23 protein-coding genes, 1 tRNA gene and 1 pseudogene are annotated in these 15,444 nt (G+C 39.2%); 4 read left to right on the top strand and 21 right to left on the bottom strand.

The window, feature by feature from the left end; translation table 11 throughout:
- Window positions 1–76: 76 nt before the first annotated feature.
- The 19 genes and pseudogenes from O3C63_07180 to rplB all read right to left on the bottom strand — a co-directional run bounded on the left by O3C63_07180 (window position 77) and on the right by rplB (window position 10,274).
- Entirely contained in the window at window positions 77–1,228 is a 1,152-nt protein-coding gene (locus O3C63_07180; protein MDA0772712.1) for an FIST C-terminal domain-containing protein, read from the bottom strand.
- Between the two features lie 83 nt (window positions 1,229–1,311).
- On the bottom strand, window positions 1,312–1,641 hold the full coding sequence (locus O3C63_07185) for a hypothetical protein (protein MDA0772713.1): 330 nt from the start codon (window positions 1,639–1,641) through the stop codon (window positions 1,312–1,314).
- A 100-nt stretch (window positions 1,642–1,741) separates the two neighbouring features.
- Complete coding sequence (gene rplO, locus O3C63_07190) at window positions 1,742–2,224, bottom strand: 50S ribosomal protein L15 (GenBank protein MDA0772714.1); 483 nt, start codon at window positions 2,222–2,224, stop codon at window positions 1,742–1,744.
- A 47-nt stretch (window positions 2,225–2,271) separates the two neighbouring features.
- Window positions 2,272–2,463 (bottom strand): 50S ribosomal protein L30, encoded by a 192-nt coding sequence (gene rpmD / locus O3C63_07195; GenBank protein MDA0772715.1) that lies wholly within the window; start codon window positions 2,461–2,463, stop codon window positions 2,272–2,274.
- 41 nt (window positions 2,464–2,504) lie between these two features.
- Window positions 2,505–3,011: pseudogene (gene rpsE, locus O3C63_07200) on the bottom strand (30S ribosomal protein S5).
- 417 nt (window positions 3,012–3,428) lie between these two features.
- Window positions 3,429–3,791 (bottom strand): 50S ribosomal protein L18, encoded by a 363-nt coding sequence (gene rplR, locus O3C63_07205; protein MDA0772716.1) that lies wholly within the window; start codon window positions 3,789–3,791, stop codon window positions 3,429–3,431.
- Window positions 3,792–3,802: 11 nt separating this feature from the next.
- Entirely contained in the window at window positions 3,803–4,357 is a 555-nt protein-coding gene (rplF, locus tag O3C63_07210) for a 50S ribosomal protein L6 (GenBank protein MDA0772717.1), read from the bottom strand.
- A 60-nt stretch (window positions 4,358–4,417) separates the two neighbouring features.
- Window positions 4,418–4,867 (bottom strand): 30S ribosomal protein S8, encoded by a 450-nt coding sequence (rpsH, locus tag O3C63_07215; GenBank protein ID MDA0772718.1) that lies wholly within the window; start codon window positions 4,865–4,867, stop codon window positions 4,418–4,420.
- Window positions 4,868–4,878: 11 nt separating this feature from the next.
- Window positions 4,879–5,184 (bottom strand): 30S ribosomal protein S14, encoded by a 306-nt coding sequence (gene rpsN / locus O3C63_07220; protein ID MDA0772719.1) that lies wholly within the window; start codon window positions 5,182–5,184, stop codon window positions 4,879–4,881.
- Window positions 5,185–5,223: 39 nt separating this feature from the next.
- Window positions 5,224–5,805, bottom strand: a complete 582-nt coding sequence (rplE, locus tag O3C63_07225) for a 50S ribosomal protein L5 (GenBank protein ID MDA0772720.1) — start codon at window positions 5,803–5,805, stop codon at window positions 5,224–5,226.
- Between the two features lie 56 nt (window positions 5,806–5,861).
- The gene (rplX, locus tag O3C63_07230) at window positions 5,862–6,302 is read right to left on the bottom strand and encodes a 50S ribosomal protein L24 (protein MDA0772721.1); all 441 of its coding nucleotides are present in this window, start codon (window positions 6,300–6,302) and stop codon (window positions 5,862–5,864) included.
- A 153-nt stretch (window positions 6,303–6,455) separates the two neighbouring features.
- The gene (gene rplN, locus O3C63_07235; protein ID MDA0772722.1) at window positions 6,456–6,821 is read right to left on the bottom strand and encodes a 50S ribosomal protein L14; all 366 of its coding nucleotides are present in this window, start codon (window positions 6,819–6,821) and stop codon (window positions 6,456–6,458) included.
- Window positions 6,822–6,839: 18 nt separating this feature from the next.
- Window positions 6,840–7,085 (bottom strand): 30S ribosomal protein S17, encoded by a 246-nt coding sequence (rpsQ, locus tag O3C63_07240; protein ID MDA0772723.1) that lies wholly within the window; start codon window positions 7,083–7,085, stop codon window positions 6,840–6,842.
- A 3-nt stretch (window positions 7,086–7,088) separates the two neighbouring features.
- Window positions 7,089–7,289: a 50S ribosomal protein L29 gene (gene rpmC / locus O3C63_07245; protein MDA0772724.1), complete on the bottom strand. Its 201-nt coding sequence runs from the start codon at window positions 7,287–7,289 to the stop codon at window positions 7,089–7,091.
- Complete coding sequence (rplP, locus tag O3C63_07250) at window positions 7,286–7,705, bottom strand: 50S ribosomal protein L16 (GenBank protein ID MDA0772725.1); 420 nt, start codon at window positions 7,703–7,705, stop codon at window positions 7,286–7,288. Before rplP ends, rpmC begins: the two co-directional genes overlap by 4 nt.
- 9 nt (window positions 7,706–7,714) lie before the next feature.
- Complete coding sequence (gene rpsC, locus O3C63_07255) at window positions 7,715–8,431, bottom strand: 30S ribosomal protein S3 (GenBank protein MDA0772726.1); 717 nt, start codon at window positions 8,429–8,431, stop codon at window positions 7,715–7,717.
- A gap of 1 nt (window position 8,432) precedes the next feature.
- Entirely contained in the window at window positions 8,433–9,131 is a 699-nt protein-coding gene (gene rplV / locus O3C63_07260) for a 50S ribosomal protein L22 (protein MDA0772727.1), read from the bottom strand.
- A gap of 14 nt (window positions 9,132–9,145) precedes the next feature.
- Window positions 9,146–9,418 carry a 30S ribosomal protein S19 gene (gene rpsS, locus O3C63_07265; GenBank protein ID MDA0772728.1) on the bottom strand — a complete coding sequence of 91 codons (273 nt, stop codon included), beginning with the start codon at window positions 9,416–9,418 and terminating at the stop codon, window positions 9,146–9,148.
- 10 nt (window positions 9,419–9,428) lie between these two features.
- On the bottom strand, window positions 9,429–10,274 hold the full coding sequence (gene rplB / locus O3C63_07270) for a 50S ribosomal protein L2 (GenBank protein MDA0772729.1): 846 nt from the start codon (window positions 10,272–10,274) through the stop codon (window positions 9,429–9,431).
- Between the two features lie 271 nt (window positions 10,275–10,545).
- Between rplB and O3C63_07275 the strand changes: the two genes are divergently transcribed.
- Window positions 10,546–11,016 (top strand): hypothetical protein, encoded by a 471-nt coding sequence (locus tag O3C63_07275; GenBank protein ID MDA0772730.1) that lies wholly within the window; start codon window positions 10,546–10,548, stop codon window positions 11,014–11,016.
- 151 nt (window positions 11,017–11,167) lie between these two features.
- On the top strand, window positions 11,168–12,100 hold the full coding sequence (locus O3C63_07280; GenBank protein ID MDA0772731.1) for a hypothetical protein: 933 nt from the start codon (window positions 11,168–11,170) through the stop codon (window positions 12,098–12,100).
- Between the two features lie 58 nt (window positions 12,101–12,158).
- Here O3C63_07280 and rmuC read toward each other — a convergent pair whose 3' ends face one another.
- Window positions 12,159–13,418 carry a DNA recombination protein RmuC gene (gene rmuC / locus O3C63_07285; protein MDA0772732.1) on the bottom strand — a complete coding sequence of 420 codons (1,260 nt, stop codon included), beginning with the start codon at window positions 13,416–13,418 and terminating at the stop codon, window positions 12,159–12,161.
- 24 nt (window positions 13,419–13,442) lie between these two features.
- Entirely contained in the window at window positions 13,443–14,021 is a 579-nt protein-coding gene (locus tag O3C63_07290) for a hypothetical protein (protein ID MDA0772733.1), read from the bottom strand.
- 389 nt (window positions 14,022–14,410) lie between these two features.
- Between O3C63_07290 and O3C63_07295 the strand changes: the two genes are divergently transcribed.
- A tRNA-Ser gene (locus O3C63_07295) sits at window positions 14,411–14,498 on the top strand.
- Between the two features lie 68 nt (window positions 14,499–14,566).
- Entirely contained in the window at window positions 14,567–15,292 is a 726-nt protein-coding gene (locus O3C63_07300; GenBank protein MDA0772734.1) for a glycosyltransferase family 2 protein, read from the top strand.
- Window positions 15,293–15,444 lie beyond the last annotated feature (152 nt).

A 15,444-nucleotide genomic window follows, 5' to 3' on the forward strand; every position in this document is an offset into this window, starting at 1 on the left:
AAAAGGTAGCAACCGCAACGAATGTTGCGTGTTGCTTTTAGGATAATATTGACTTTCGAAACAAGTCTATTTAGATTCATGGCTGGTGTTCTGAAATTGCAGTAATTGTCATAGTCTGGTTATGTAATTCAAACGTAGTACCACCCTTGAATGGAGCAATCTCTCCATAAGAATAAAAACCCGTTATAACCGTTGTATCACCAAAGACATTTTTAACTGCTAGCAGCTCTTTAGAGGTATCTTTAACCATTACACCTCTTCGTCCAAAACAACTAATCAGGATTGCCAAATCAGGATGACCCAAGCGCTTTTTGATGTCCATCGCTGCCTGTTTTGAACTTTCTATTAACAATTGAGTATCCGTTTTCATTAACCTAGCAGTACAACCCATTGGTACATCACCAGCAAATGTCAAACTACCTTCTTCACGGTCAATTCCTATTATCGTCCTGGTCATCCAATTGTCATCTCCCACTCGCTTAATACTTATAGGAAAATGAATACTTGAAGCTGGTACTTCTTTAAAAGAATCACCCAAATATCTCTCATAAAACGGTAGAGCCGAATCCCCATTTAATGTATATAGTTTGTTACCTTTGGATTTGGTAATTTCTTTTTCACCGCCAAACTCTTCCCAACCTGCTCTTGAGCTGGTTGCAATAGTCAGATTCTTACCGTAGAACCCAATTACCATAATGGTATTTTTACAAGCCATAACATCAGCTACCACTGGCGCCTCTAAGAATCTATAGTAATCACCTGAAAGCCCGCCAGTGACGCTAACTCCTTTGGGTACTACTGATCTGAATCCCTTAACTAGTTCGCTACCATTGATTTCAATACCATCGGAGAGTACAAAAACATGAACCAAATCCGTTATTGGGATCGCTTTAATTAGCTCTTGAGCAATTTGTTTTAAATTAAATCCAGGGTATTGATCTAAGAAAATTGCACTTGTTTCGATTGTTGAATATTCAAAATAGATTACAGTCATAATGACAGAGTCATTAAGCAAGCCATCACCACAAATCTCACCAGCAGTAGCGCAACCAGCAATCTTGGCATCAGAGAATTCTTCTTTAATATCCTTGTATAGATCTTTATTCTTCAGAGCATCAGTAGAACCAAAAATCAAAACTAATTGTGCAAATCCTTTATAAGCACCAAGACTATCGCTGATAGTTACCCAGCCTTTGTCTTCTGTCCATTTGCGTTGAAGGAGTTTCATAAACAAAACAGCCTAATTGATAGGCTATAGTATATGTTCCACAGAATTAGCCAAGATAAACATCCAGATAAGAGGGCTTGGCTCTATATGATTATTTCAAGGTCAAATTCTTGATCAAGCGGCTTGGATGAATAATTTATCTCATCACCAATAAAAGTAAATATTAGGCTTTGAGTACCTGTTAAATCGTATTCAGTTACAGTTTCTTTGATACTGATAGCTAAATCATCAAGAGAGCTAATTAAACCTTGCTCTGAAACCATGTCAAAGATTATGTTTTGATCATATCCGGCAAAGTTAATATGGTAATCTGCTTTTGCTAGCACCTCATCAAAAGTACTATCAAGCTCACCGAGGTCAAGCTCATAGTCTGTTAAAGTGTTAATGTCTAATTTGATTACTTCTTTTAACATCTTGATGTCCTGTGATTTAAGACTCCAATAGAATATAAAAAGTTCCTAAAGGATAACCACAGTAGAATATAATAAAGTAAATCTAAGAGAATGTAAAGGCTTATGCAGCAGTTTCTTCATCAATTACAGTAATAAGGGCTTTACCGCCAGCTTTTTCAATAGCTTCTTTAGCAGAGGCAGAGAATTTTTCAGCTCTAACAGTAATAGCAGTAGTTATTGCACCATTGCCAAGCACTTTAACGCCCCATTTGCTGATTACTTTGAATTTGCCATGCTCAACAAGTGTGATTACATCAATATCAGTAATTCCGTTATCAGCAAAGATTTGCAAATCAGCTAAATTAATTTCACTGTATTCTTTACGGTTAACTCTAGTGTTAACTTGTCTCTTTGGTAATCTACGGTAAAGTGGAGTTTGTCCACCTTCACGCCAAGGCTGTCTTGAATAACCACTACGACATTTTTGTCCGCGGTGACCGCGACCACTAGTCTTACCAGACCCAGAACTAATACCTCTACCGACTCTTTCGCCGACTTTGGTTGCGCCTTTCGCTGATCTTAATTTCTTTAATGTTTCTGCCATGATAATTTATTCTCCAAACTAGTTGTCTTGCAATTTCTACAAAAATATTAGTTATTTGTCACCTCAACTAAATGAGCAACTCGATCAAGCATCCCAAGGATGGTTGGACCATTGTGATGATGCACTACTTGCTTAGACTTACGAATGCCAAGTGCGTTTAGTATTTTGGTTTGATGTTTATCAGCCTTGCAAATACCTCTCACTAGTTTTATTGATAATTTTTTTGTTTCTGTTGCCATTTTTCTTTCCTTAAATTCTTTGCAATTGCAATGATGTTTACCTAAAACAACATCTCCTTAATTGATAGTCCTCTAATTGCCGCAACTTCTTTAAAGCTACGAAGTTGTTGAAGTGCTTGAATTGTTGCACGTGCAAGATTAAGTGATGACTTAGATCCCTGTGATTTAGCAAGAATATCACCAACTCCAGCAAGCTCAAGTACTATACGAGCAGTACCACCAGCAATAATTCCAGTACCATCAGCAGCAGGCTTGAGTAAAACCTTGGAGCCACCAGCAACACCGTAAACTGGATGAGAAATACTTGTACCAATTGTTGAAATATCAACTAGTTTTTTCTTAGCGTCAGAAATTGCTTTTTTGATTGCGATCAAAACTTCAGCAGCTTTACCAACTCCAACTCCAACTTTGCCTTTTTCGTTTCCAATAATTACAGCAACTCTAAAACTTAATTTTTTACCACCCTTGACTACTTTAGTTACACGGCGTACTTGAACTACTTTCTCGGTATATTCAGATTGTTCAGGCTCGTCTGATCTACGTCTTTTGCCGTGACCACCACCTTGTCCACCAGGTCCACCAGGTCCACCAGGTCTTCTGTTTCCGCCAGGACCACCAGGTCCTCTAGATCCACCTTGACCGCCGGGTCCAGCTTGTCCACCAGGTCCAGTTTGACCAGTCTGTGCCCTAGGGCCGCGAGGAGCTTGTTGTCTATTTCTTAGTTCTGCAGCAGCTTCTCTACTCTCTTTACTTGGAGCTCGAGGAGTACCATCAGCCACAACTGCTTTAGTTTCTGCTGGCTTAGTTTCTGCCGTTACTTCAACTGGCTTCACTTCCTCAGCTGGTTTAGCTTCTGCCGTTACTTCAACTGGCTTCACTTCCACAACTGGCTTAGTTTCTGCCGTTACTTCAACTGGCTTCACTTCTTCTGTATTAATTTCTTTTTTTTCTTCTGACATCAGTATTTAAAACTCCAATCCTGCTTTTCTTGCCGCATCCGCTAATGCTTGAACTCTACCATGATAAAGATTACCACCACAATCAAATACCACTTTGCTTAGACCTTCAGCCTTCGCTTTCTCTGCAATTGCTTTACCAATCGCTTCAGCACCTGCTTTATCAGTACCCTTGATTAGTCCTTTGAATTCTTTAGAATAAGAAGCAACAGCAACTATTGTTTTTGAATCATCATCATTGATAATTTGCGCTGATATATGCTTATTTGATCTATGTACAGCCAATCTAGGCCTTGCGACACTACCAGAAACTTTTTTTCTAGCTCTTCTATGTCTCTTGACTGTTTTATCTCTTCTACTTGCTTGTGTCATAATTTATTCCCTTAACCTTTAGACGCTGATTTACCTGCCTTGCGTCTGATTTTTTGTCCAGCTATTCTAATACCTTTACCCTTGTATGGCTCTGGTGGTCTAATTGCAATGATATTTGCAGCAATTTGCCCAACCAATTCCTTATCAGGTCCTGAAATAGTTAGCTTGGTGTTAGCTTCTACTTTAAACTCAATTCCTGAAGGAGGATCTATAATTACAGGATGTGATTTACCTACTTGAAAATCAAGACTAGTACCTTTCAGAGTTGCTCTGTAACCTACACCGACTATCTCAAGATTCTTAGAGAATCCTTCTGATACTCCAACAACCATGTTGCTAAGTAAAGTACGTGAAAGACCATGTAAGGATCTTGACATTCTGGTTTCAACTTTGCGGGCTACTGTTAATACAGCAGCTTCTTGGTTGATAAGAATCTCAGGTCTAAATTGACGGTGAAGTTCACCCTTAGGACCTTTAACCTTGACAAACTGTCCACCATCTTTAGACTCGATTGTGACATCGACTCCTGCTGGTACATTAATTTCTTTTTTACCGATCCTTGACATAATTTATCCTCTCGTTAATCTTTGTTGTAAGCTGTAAGCCCGTTATAGAACGTGTTAGGGCTACCATACTTGGCAAAGAATTTCGCCCCCGATTTTCTCTTTTCTAGCAGTTCTGTCTGTCTTAAGACCTTTACTAGTAGTTAATATGCTTACACCAAGTCCGTTAAGAACTCTCGGAGCATACTGTGCTTTAGTATATTTACGAAGTCCAGGCTTCGAATACTTCTTAAGTCCTTGTATTGCAGCTTTGCCATCTACATATCTCAAAGTAAGTTCTATGGATTTTGTAGCGATATTCTCATCATCTACTATCCCAACTGACTCAAGATACCCTTCTTTGACAAGTAGATTAGCTAATTCTAGTTTAAATTTGCTATAGGCAACTTTGACAGTTCTCTTTTGAACCATTAGCGTGTTTCTGATTCTCGTCAAAAAATCTGCAATTGGGTCATTGGTCGTTCCAGTAGTTTTTACTTTTTTCTTTTCTTCTATTGTTGTTGTTGTTGTCATTGTAATACCTCTTACCAGCTAGCCTTTGTCATTCCAGGAACCATTCCTTGGTGAGCCATCAATCTCAAAGCGTTACGACAAACGCCCAAATCTCTGTGATAGCCACGTGGTCTACCTGTTAACCAGCATCTATTGCGGTCACGTACTTTGCAAGAATTCAAAGGAAGTGACTCAAGTTGTTTTTGAATATTAATCTTAGCTTCAAAGTCTAGCTCTGGATTAGCCATTGCTTTTTTGAGCTCTGCTCTCTTGGTCGCAAACTTTGTGATAAGTCTTTTTTTCTTCTGTGCTTTTTCAATACATGATTTTTTTGCCATAATTAATCTCCTTCCGTCTTCGCTTCGCTCCGACGCGACCTATGCGGTCTTATCCATCTTTTTTTGTTGCGCGTCTGTAGGTTTGCGGAATGGGAAACCCATTTCTTCAAGCAATACTTTCGCTTCTTCGTTTGTTCTTGCAGTTGTACAGATAGTGATATCCATTCCTCTGACTGCGTCTATTTTGTCATACTTGATCTCAGGAAACACTAATTGCTCCTTAAGACCAAAACTATAGTTGCCTCTACCATCAAAACTTTTGAAAGATAGACCATGAAAATCTCTAACACGTGGGAGTGCTACGTTAATTAGCTTGGAAAGAAAATGATACATACGATCCTTACGTAGAGTGACTTTGAGTCCAACAGCTGCTTCTTCTCTCAACTTAAAAGTTGCGATGGATTTTTTAGCTCTCGTTACCACTGGTTTTTGACCAGCGATATTAACCAAGTCAGCAATTGCGTTCTCCAGTGTCTTAGCGTTAGTCGCAGATTCACCAAGTCCAAAGTTGATATTGATTTTCTCGAGCTTCGGTATCGCATACTCATTGCTAATCCCAAGTCTCGCTTTGATCTTTGCTTTCGCTTCTTTTTCGTATTTTTCTTTCATTTTAAGTGTCATGATGTTTTCCTTGTCCGTCTTCGCTACGCTGCGGCGTTAGTTCTTGATTAACTTCGTTAATCAATTTGCTCTCCGCTTGTTTTGTAAATTCTTACTTTAGCTCCACTTTCAAGCTCTTTGTGAGCTAGTCTTGAAGCTTTTTTGTTTTCGCCATCCCATAGCATAACTTTGCAAGAGAAAATAGGTGCTTCGATTTCAACAATCTCACCTTCTTGTCCCGGAGCATTTGATTTGCGATGTCTTTTTATGATGTTTACACCTTCAACTATGATCTTAGATTGGTCTTTAAACACCTCAATAACTTTGCCGATTTTGCCTACGTCATCACCACTGATAACTACAACTTCATCACCACGATTGATGTGCATCTTAGTTTGTAAGTTACGGCGACCTTTTTTGACTAGTGCCTCAGAAGCCAATACCACATTGCCTTTCTTGATGATTGGCGACTTAGCTGCTTTGGTGTATCTGATTTTTCTTTTTACTTGTTTTTGCATTGTTATTAATTTCCTAATGAGATATTTGTTTAGAGTGAGATATTTTGTTCGAGTACAAGGCGCTTAAGGTTTGAGGAGCCGGAGCTATGTGAGCCCATAATGAGGACTCCGAAAATCTTAAAGCAACGCAGTAATCGGACAAAAGAGCCACGGCTAAACCACCTCCTGTGCTAGCGAGATGATTTTCATATATCCCTTCTCACGAAGTTCACGAGCAATTGGTCCAAAAACGCGAGAACCTCTTGGGTTACCGTCTTTATCAATAAGAACACAAGCATTTTGGTCGAAACTAATCCAACTTCCATCCTTACGTTTCTTACGTTTTTTGATTCTTACTACAACTGCTTTAATAACGTCTGATTTTTTAACAGGCATATTTGGCATTGCATCTTTAACCGTTGCAACCACAGTATCACCCAAAGTAGCAAGGTTAGAGTTGGCTTTAAGCACTCTAATTACTCTAATTCTTTTTGCGCCTGAGTTGTCGGCTACATCGAGTTCTGATTCTTGACCTAACATATTCTTCTTTTCCTTAGCTTATACAGCTCTCTCCGTTACTTCTGTCAATATCCAAGTTTTGTGTTTTGAATATGGTCTACATTCTTCGATCACAACTGAATCGCCTTCTTTTGCAGAATTCTCTTCGTCATGAGCCATGAACTTGGTTGTAAAGTTGATTACTTTTTGATAAAGCTTGTGCTTTTTCTTACGAAGTACTTGCACAGTAATTCCTTTATCCATTTTGTCGCTTACGACTTTACCTCTTAATATTTTTTTTGGCATAATTTATCCTTCGGCCTCTTTTTCGGTGATGATAGTTAATATTCGTGCGATTGATTTTTTCAACTGGTTAATAGTTGATGTGTTCTCTAATTTGCGCGAATGAAATGACATCTTGGATTCAAAAAGTTCTTTGCGTAATTTCACAAGTTCTTCTTGAAGTTCGACTGTAGTTTTATCTCTTATATCCTTAGTCTTTAGTATCATGCTTCAACTCCTTCTCTAATAACAACCTTGCATTTGATAGGGAATTTAGCTGATGCTAAATCAAGTGCTCTTCTTGCAATTGATAAATCGATACCAGCAATTTCAAAAATAATTCTTCCCGGTCTAACAACAGATACCCAATACTCTGGACTTCCTTTACCCGCTCCCATACGCGTTTCAGCCGGTTTTTGAGTAACAGGCTTATCAGGGAAAATACGAATCCAAATCTGTCCACCACGTTTGATATGACGAGTCATAGCACGACGAGCAGCTTCGATTTGTCTTGAAGTGATCCAGCCTGGCTCAAGTGCCTGTAAACCGATCTCTCCGAAATGAACTTCAGCCCCGCGGGTCTCTTTACCCTTCATTCTGCCGCGCATTTGTTTTCTATGTTTAGTTCTCTTTGGTAATAACATAAGTCTTCCTTAAGCTGCAGAGCCAGCAGTTTCCTCTTTTGATTGTCCGGCAGCAGCCTTGATATTAGGTCTAGATTTTTGACCTGGCTCAAGAAGTCCTTTGTTAAGCCATACTTTGATGCCGATGATTCCATAAGTAGTTTGCGCTTCAGCAAAACCGTAATCAATATCTGCTCTCCATGTGTGACATGGAACGCTTCCCTCTTGAGTTTTCTCACTACGAGCAATCTCAATCCCTGAAAGTCTTCCAGAACACATGATTTTGATACCCTTGGCTCCAGCTCTCATTCCTCTTTGGATTGATTGCTTCATTGCTCTTCTGAAAGCTATTCTTCTTTCAAGTTGTTGAGCAATACCTTCAGCTATTAATTGAGCATCAAGGTCCGCTTTATTAACTTCAAACACGTTAACAATTAGATTAAGGTCTGGTCTATTAACTAAAGATGAAAGCTCCGCCTTGATAATTTCAAGTCCCTCACCGGCTTTACCGAAAACTAAACCAGGTCTAGCAGTCACAATACCAGCTTGGATTTGTCCAGGCTTGCGTTGGATAAGTATTTTACTAACACCAGCGTTCTTTAATTTCTTTTTGACGTAGGTTCTGATTGCTGTATCCTCTTGTAGAATTGTTGCAAACTCACCTGATCTAAATTCTGCAAAAGTAGTTGAATCAGCAACTTCTGTTATACCTAATCTATTAGCTTTTGGTGGTATCTTCTGTCCCATACTATGCTACCTTGCCCTTTTTTTTGTTACGTGGTGAATTATCCCAAACATATGCTGCGTATTCTGCTGCATTCATCTCACTTAAAACTAATCTCACTTGTGCAGTTCTCTTTTTGATACTGTGAGCTGTTCCTTTGCTAACGGCTCTCCATCTTTTGTAAACTACACCATCATCAACTAAAAGCTGAGAGATCTTGAGATTTTCAGGGTTCTGTATTGCAAAGTTGTGACTAGCGTTAGCCATTGCACTTTCGATTAATTTTTTTATTGGCAAAGCTGCTGCATAAGGTGCAAAGCCGAGCTGTGTAACAGCATCACCGGCAGTCATTGTACGAATTAAATTCACGCAACGACGAACCTTGCGGGCCGTTTGTCTCATAAAACCAATTCTTGCTCTAACAAGTTTGGTCTCAGGCTTCGTTTCAGTACTTGATGCTTCTACTACTTTTGTTTCTGTTTTAGCATTAGTTGCTTTGGCAGGTTTCTTTTCAACCTCTTTTGTTTTCTTAGCTGAAGCTTTTTTAGCTGGTTTTTTTTCAGCCGTTTCTTCTACTACATTAGACATCTTGCTTGAGTCCTTTTTATCTTCTTTAGCGGAACCAGTGCTTTGCACCGTCCCGACCTCTTGTGTGTCAACATCACTAGCAAAACTTTGTTTTGCAGGATGCTTAGTATTTTGTTCTTGGTCTTTTTTAGCCATGTCTTATCTCCGTACTATTTGGTTTTTTTCGAACCAGAGTGTCCTTTAAATGTTCTGGTGATTGAAAACTCACCAAGTCTATGTCCGACCATTGACTCTGTACAATAAACAGGTATGAACTTACGTCCATTGTGTACTGCAATTGTGAAACTTACCATCTCTGGCAATATCATTGATGCGCGTTTGTAAGTCTTAATAACTCTTTTTTCGCCTGAAGCACGCATTACTTGGAGCTTTTTCCAAAGTGATTCGTGTACATATGGTCCTTTTTTCTGTGATCTTGCCATTTTTTACCTTTTATGCTTTTGATGAAATCTTTTTACCTTTGCGGTTTGTAATGATCATCTTAGATGATGCCTTCTTCGGCTTACGAGTCTTACGACCAAGACGTTTACCAGTGAATGATTTAGGAATACCACCAATCGGTGCTTTACCTTCACCACCACCATGAGGGTGGTCAACTGGATTCATCGCAGAACCACGTACCGTAGGTCTGATACCTAATTTACGTCTACGACCAGCTTTACCCCAAACGATATTTTTCCAGTCAGAATTGCCAAGCTCACCAAGTGTAGCCATGCAATCAACTTTGACTCTACGCATCTCACCAGATGGAAGTCTTAAAGTAGCAAGTTCATCTTCTTTTGCAAGAAGCTGAGCTGAATTACCAGCAGATCTCACCATTTGAGCTCCTTTACCAGGAGTAAGTTCGATATTGTGAATAGTAGAACCAAGAGGTAGATCTCTGATCGCTAAGGCGTTACCAGATTTGATCTCTGCTTCAGGTCCTGATTCAACAATCGCACCAATTGTTAATCCTTTCGGGCATAGAATATATCTTTTTTCGCCATCTGCATACACAAGAAGAGCGATATGCACATTGCGGTTTGGATCGTACTCAATAGTACTAACTTTAGCTTTGATGCCAAATTTATTACGCTTAAAATCGATATCACGATATTTCTTCTTGTTACCACCACCTTTGTGACGACAAGTAATCTTGCCGGTGTTGTTTCTTCCGGTGTGTTTCCGAAGTTTACTAGTTAAAGTTCTTTCTGGCTTGTTAGTTGTAACATCAGAACGATCCAAAAGGATAGTTCCGCGAGAGCCAGGTGTTGTGGGTTTGTATTTTTTGAGGGCCATTGATTTGTCCTTATGCTTTCTTTGGGTTTTCAGCGAACCAGGCCTTTGCCAAGAAGCTTAAATTGCAACCAATAAAAAGGACGAATCCAGTTATTGACGCGAGGGATAATAATAGCAATAGAACTCAAGCAAAATGGTAAGTATTTACTGAAAAAAATGTTAAATAGTGCTTTTGAGGGTTAAGAAGGCGGTCATTAAAGCTTCTTAACCTCGTTTTAACTTTGATTTAGTTAAATATGTCCATCGGCAGGGGCAATAGGGACAAATTACAATGAAAACAACAACAGTACACAAAGGGCAGTCAATTAAAGAATTGGTAGATTCAAGGCTCAGAGGCTATCATTATAAGCGTTTACCAAAGGATGCCAGTGATTACCTTAAAAACAGACCTAGTCTTCAACAGATAGCAAGCTCAGTGCTAGAAAGACATGCTGATAAATTACCAGAAGCAGCTTTTGATCTTAGAAATAAACAAATGGCTAAAGCAGAGCAACTTCATCAAGCAATTATTCGTAATGAAATTCAAAGCCAAAGCCCTCAATCAAGACAAGTACAAACACCTACTATGCTTAAAAAGCTTAATCCAAGCCAAGTTAGTAGAGATAAAGCAATGCGTGATGTGGCTCAAGCCCAAACTCATGTAGTTAAAGAGCATATGGCTAAAGAGATGCATAAAGCATTAGATCAATCAGCGAGACAATTTACTAGAGTCCCGAAGTCTATTGCTATGTTTGGTAGCTAAAAATGACGATCCCGGGTATCGCCTTTTTTAATTTTCAAGACTAAAATGACGATAGATTATAGTGATTTATAATTTCAAAGATTAAAAAAGGCGATACCCGGGATCGTCATTTACCCGGGATCGTCATTCTATATTGCTAGAATAAAGATTAGTGATCATCATACTCCACGGCAAAGACAGCTTTCGCAAGCAATTGAGATTAGACAAGCTCAAAACACAGTATCTTGAGCCTGCTACTGAGGCGTTGAATTATGCACATGCTGTCAATCCAGAGCTCAAAGATTTTATTAGCCTAGTACAAACTCCTGCCTGGGGACTTTCAACTAAAGTCATAGTCATTAAGGATTTCACAGCACTGGAAAATAAATCAGAGGATAAGGAAGTTGAACAAATTACTCAAGTCTTGTCGAACTTACCAGAGTCTGTACTTTTGATTTTTGATTCAGACAAAGTTAGTGGAACTATCAAGCTAGTGAAAGGCTTAAAGAAAAATCCAGAGATTCAGTTTGAAGAATTCAAAGAATTTAGTCAATGGGACATAAAAGCCCCAGCAGCTTGGTTAGTCAAGATGAGCGAAAACTCAATCAATATGGAGCTTGCAGAGCATCTAGTTGAACACATTGGTACTGAAGATAGTTCACAACTCTATTCAGAACTAAGACGCTTACAAACCCTGGGTCGCGAAATCACTAGTGACTTAATCAACAAAGAATGTAAAGGCAAGCACGATATTTTTAAATTCATCAAAGAACTGGCGACAGGCAAAATTGTTAATGCCAATCTTGAACTTGAAAAACTCATCAAGGAAAAAGAAGTACACCTTGGACTGGTAGCTGCAATGTCAACCATGCTCTCTAAATATCTCAAGCTCAAACTCTCTGAACAAGAGCGAATGAACAAAGATGATCAAGCAAAACTACTTGGCGTTAGTCCAGGTAGACTCTATCATCAAAAACAAGAAGTTGCTTCAATGTCTATAGCAAGACTGGAAAGCCTACTAACAAAGACTCTTGAAGTTGAGAATAAAACCAAAAAAGGGATTATGCCATTGGAGAAGAGTTTGCGAATATTGGTAAATAGTTAGTAATGCTTCTCAGGATGACAAACTGCTGCTTGCCTTTTGCGCAGCGACAATAGGATTGTCAATTATTTGCAACTTGTTCAATCAATGACTCTGTCTCTAATTCCGGCAGCTCTTGAACCTTTTTTAATTTGCTTTCAATAGTACGCGAGCGGCGTCCAGCATCTTCAATCACCTTGCTAGCTTGTTGTACTTTTTCGTGAGCCTTGGCAAGCAAGTCACCGAAGCTACCAAAATGCTTTTTGATATCAGCGAGTAATTTCCAAACCTCACTAGAACGTTTTTGGATAGTAAGAGTGCGGAAGCCCATCTGCAAAGCGTTTAGCATGGCAGCAAGCGTAGTTGGACCAACTACATTAACACGGTAGTCTCGCTGCAGGCGATCAAGCAAACCCGGTATACGAATGACTTCTGCGTAGAGACCTTCTGTTGGCAAAAACAATAAACCAAAATCGGTAGTATAAGGAGGCTCAAGGTATTTATCGCGAATAGTTTTGCCTTCTAACTTCATGCGGGCTTCAAGCTGCTTGATTGCTTGCTCAGCAAGTACAGGGTCTCCGGCTTCGTGAGCTTCAATTAATTTGTGATAGTCTTCTTGCGGGAATTTGGAATCGATCGGTAACCAAACCGGGTGATCATCCTGTCCAGGGAGTTTAATTGCAAAATCAACTCGCTCTTGAGTTTTGGGTTTGGTTTGTACATTAGCTTCATACTGCTCTGGACTCAAAATCTCTTCTAGTAGATTGCCAAGTTGCATCTCTCCCCAAGTACCTCTAGTTTTGACATTGGTAAGAACTTTCTTGAGATCACCTACACCAGCAGCTAGACTTTGCATCTCACCGAGCCCCTTGTAGACCTGTTCTAGCCTGTTACTCACTTCCTTGAAGGAAAGAGAGATTCGTTTCTCTAAAGTACCTTGAAGCTTCTCGTCAACTGTGACACGCATCTCATCGAGTTTTTTAGAATTCTCTGTTTGTAAGTCTTTGATCTTAGTTTCAATGGTCTGGCGCATCAGCGTAAGATCCTGACGACTAGTTTCATTAGTGTTTTTGAGCTGCTTGTCAATCAAGTCACCAAAGTGACGCAAGTTAGTAGCAAGCTCCTCGCGATTACGAGTTATTTCATCTCGAAAAGACTTCTCGGTCTTCTCCAGGGAATTAAGACTATGATCTTGCTTGGTAGCAATAGAACTAAAATCAGCCCCATGTTGTTTCTCTAAACCTTCCAAACGTGAATTGATACTAGCAATTCTCATCAGCAGAATAGTTGCAACAGCCATTATTAGAAGAATAGAGAAAACCAAAAGGATGATAAGAGTCATGGCTTAATCATAGCATTGCTATGATTATTCTTCAGCATGAAAACTAAACACCAAATCATCAAAACTCTTACGGTGAGAGGCGATAACAGCAGTCGGGCCGACTGTCTTAAAGAACCAAGTGCCTTCTTTCATTTCTACAACAGCAGCCAGTAAAGCAGAATCAGGTTTAATTGTAACCTTGGAATTGGGATCAGCCATTGTTTCTTGCTCAAGGAAAGCTCCCGTTAAATGATAAACAGTGATCGGTAATTTAAAACGGTTAAACTGTTTTTTTTCTAATAAAGTTCTTGCTTTATCATCACGAAATTGATTTTTCCAACGTCTAAGATTAGCTTCAAGCTGATTTTGTGTATCTTTAAAAAAGTAAACAGCAACATTGGTTTTGCTTTGAGGGTCTAGTATATATTCTTTAAACCTCATTGGATTGCTAGTTTCTGTCTCCGTCCAAGAACTTGGTGCAAGGTAAGCCAGCTGTCCCTTAATGAGTTTAGAATTATCATATTGTGAAATTGGGCAGCCCTTCATTGATGATTGTTCGTTGATAGAACAAGAGCCAAGTGTGATAAGCAATACAAATGCCAGAAAATATGGTCTACGAGACATGTTTTGATTCTAACATGATGATTAGAACTTGTTTAGTCTTGGTCAGGCTAAACAATTAATAATTGTTTTTAGAGAGTCAATCCGAAGGATGCATCATATTAGACATCCTGCAAAACTACGTTTTGCTAGTGATGTCGCTTGAAAAAAGGTAGCAACCGCAACGCATGTTGCGTGTTGCTTTTAGGATAATTCCAACTTTCGCAGGAAGTCTATTGTAGAATATATTTATCTGGAGAGATGTCCGAGTGGCCGATGGTTCAGGGGATGCTGCCAGCTCAAATCCACTGCTATAGGAACTTAGACCCCCGATACACGAACTAAAAACAATTAATAATTGTTTTTAGAGAGTCAATCCGAAGGATGCACCATATTGTAGAATATATTTATCTGGAGAGATGTCCGAGTGGCCGATGGTGCATCCTTGGAAAGGATGTGTAGAGCAATCTACCGAGGGTTCGAATCCCTCTCTCTCTGCCATTTAATTGAATACCCCCTACAGGGGCATGCCATTAATAACAAAACGAAAGCGACTCACTTCAAAACCCATGCCAGCAATCAGCATATTCATCATTTGTAAAAACGAAGAAAGAATCATAGCTAGATGCTTAGAACAAGCCAGTAAACTCGCTGACGAAATTATTCTCATTGATTCAGGTAGTACCGACTTGACACTGGCAATTGCAAAGCAATACTCAGAGAATATCTACTTGAATGAATGGCTCGGTTATGGCAAACAAAAAAACCTTGCTCTTGCAAAGTGCAGCAACGAATGGGTAATGAGTATCGATGCTGACGAAGTGCTGACGGATGAATTGATTGATGAAATTAAAGCACTAGGTTTTGAAGCGAATGGCTACCAAGTGGCACGTAAATTATTTATTGGCGATAAGTTCATACGTCATGGCGGTTACTATCCTGATTATCAATTGCGTTTATTCAAAAAATCACTAGGACGTTTTTGCGATAGTGAAGTGCATGAAAGTGTCGAGATGCTTGAAGCTGGTGAATACAATAAAAATCGTCAATCTTATCCGAAATTGAAAAACCCACTCAATCATTATTCTTATCAAAATCTCAAGGAAATGGAGAAGGCTTTTGAGAAATTTGCCAAGCTTAGTCAGAAGAAAAAAAATTTATTCATTGCTTTAATTAGCTACTTATATAGCTTTGTTAATAAGTATTTTGTGAGACTAGGGCTTTTACATGGTCTAACAGGGCTCCGGTTAGCCTTGATTCATGCGAGATATTCCTACTTGAAATACTACAGTTGACATAATTCTAAATAATATGCCACGATGGCACTGTTATGTCTGACATTTTAGCATTCAATAGTCTTGAAAGATCTTATCCAGCGATCGCTCGTTCTGATAATTTTATTCTGGGGCCAAATAACGGTCAATCTTACCTAAGACTTTGTGGTCAA

It is taken from the genome of Cyanobacteriota bacterium (genome assembly GCA_027618255.1).
Taxonomy (GTDB): Bacteria; Cyanobacteriota; Vampirovibrionia; order LMEP-6097; family LMEP-6097; genus JABHOV01.

Coding starts and splice junctions, on each gene's coding strand:
- O3C63_07300 (MDA0772734.1), top strand. CDS start 14,567: ATGCCAGCAATCAGCATATTCATCATTTGTAAAAACGAAGAAAGAATC.
- rplP (MDA0772725.1), bottom strand. CDS start 7,705: ATGTTATTACCAAAGAGAACTAAACATAGAAAACAAATGCGCGGCAGA.
- rpsS (MDA0772728.1), bottom strand. CDS start 9,418: ATGGCAAGATCACAGAAAAAAGGACCATATGTACACGAATCACTTTGG.
- rplX (MDA0772721.1), bottom strand. CDS start 6,302: ATGCAAAAACAAGTAAAAAGAAAAATCAGATACACCAAAGCAGCTAAG.
- rpsH (MDA0772718.1), bottom strand. CDS start 4,867: ATGACAACAACAACAACAATAGAAGAAAAGAAAAAAGTAAAAACTACT.
- rplB (MDA0772729.1), bottom strand. CDS start 10,274: ATGGCCCTCAAAAAATACAAACCCACAACACCTGGCTCTCGCGGAACT.
- rplO (MDA0772714.1), bottom strand. CDS start 2,224: ATGGCAGAAACATTAAAGAAATTAAGATCAGCGAAAGGCGCAACCAAA.
- rplN (MDA0772722.1), bottom strand. CDS start 6,821: ATGTTAGGTCAAGAATCAGAACTCGATGTAGCCGACAACTCAGGCGCA.
- rpmC (MDA0772724.1), bottom strand. CDS start 7,289: ATGATACTAAAGACTAAGGATATAAGAGATAAAACTACAGTCGAACTT.
- rmuC (MDA0772732.1), bottom strand. CDS start 13,418: ATGACTCTTATCATCCTTTTGGTTTTCTCTATTCTTCTAATAATGGCT.
- rpsQ (MDA0772723.1), bottom strand. CDS start 7,085: ATGCCAAAAAAAATATTAAGAGGTAAAGTCGTAAGCGACAAAATGGAT.
- O3C63_07185 (MDA0772713.1), bottom strand. CDS start 1,641: ATGTTAAAAGAAGTAATCAAATTAGACATTAACACTTTAACAGACTAT.
- rplF (MDA0772717.1), bottom strand. CDS start 4,357: ATGTCAAGGATCGGTAAAAAAGAAATTAATGTACCAGCAGGAGTCGAT.
- rplR (MDA0772716.1), bottom strand. CDS start 3,791: ATGACACAAGCAAGTAGAAGAGATAAAACAGTCAAGAGACATAGAAGA.
- rplE (MDA0772720.1), bottom strand. CDS start 5,805: ATGACACTTAAAATGAAAGAAAAATACGAAAAAGAAGCGAAAGCAAAG.
- O3C63_07275 (MDA0772730.1), top strand. CDS start 10,546: ATGAAAACAACAACAGTACACAAAGGGCAGTCAATTAAAGAATTGGTA.
- rplV (MDA0772727.1), bottom strand. CDS start 9,131: ATGGCTAAAAAAGACCAAGAACAAAATACTAAGCATCCTGCAAAACAA.
- rpsN (MDA0772719.1), bottom strand. CDS start 5,184: ATGGCAAAAAAATCATGTATTGAAAAAGCACAGAAGAAAAAAAGACTT.
- rpmD (MDA0772715.1), bottom strand. CDS start 2,463: ATGGCAACAGAAACAAAAAAATTATCAATAAAACTAGTGAGAGGTATT.
- rpsC (MDA0772726.1), bottom strand. CDS start 8,431: ATGGGACAGAAGATACCACCAAAAGCTAATAGATTAGGTATAACAGAA.
- O3C63_07290 (MDA0772733.1), bottom strand. CDS start 14,021: ATGTCTCGTAGACCATATTTTCTGGCATTTGTATTGCTTATCACACTT.
- O3C63_07180 (MDA0772712.1), bottom strand. CDS start 1,228: ATGAAACTCCTTCAACGCAAATGGACAGAAGACAAAGGCTGGGTAACT.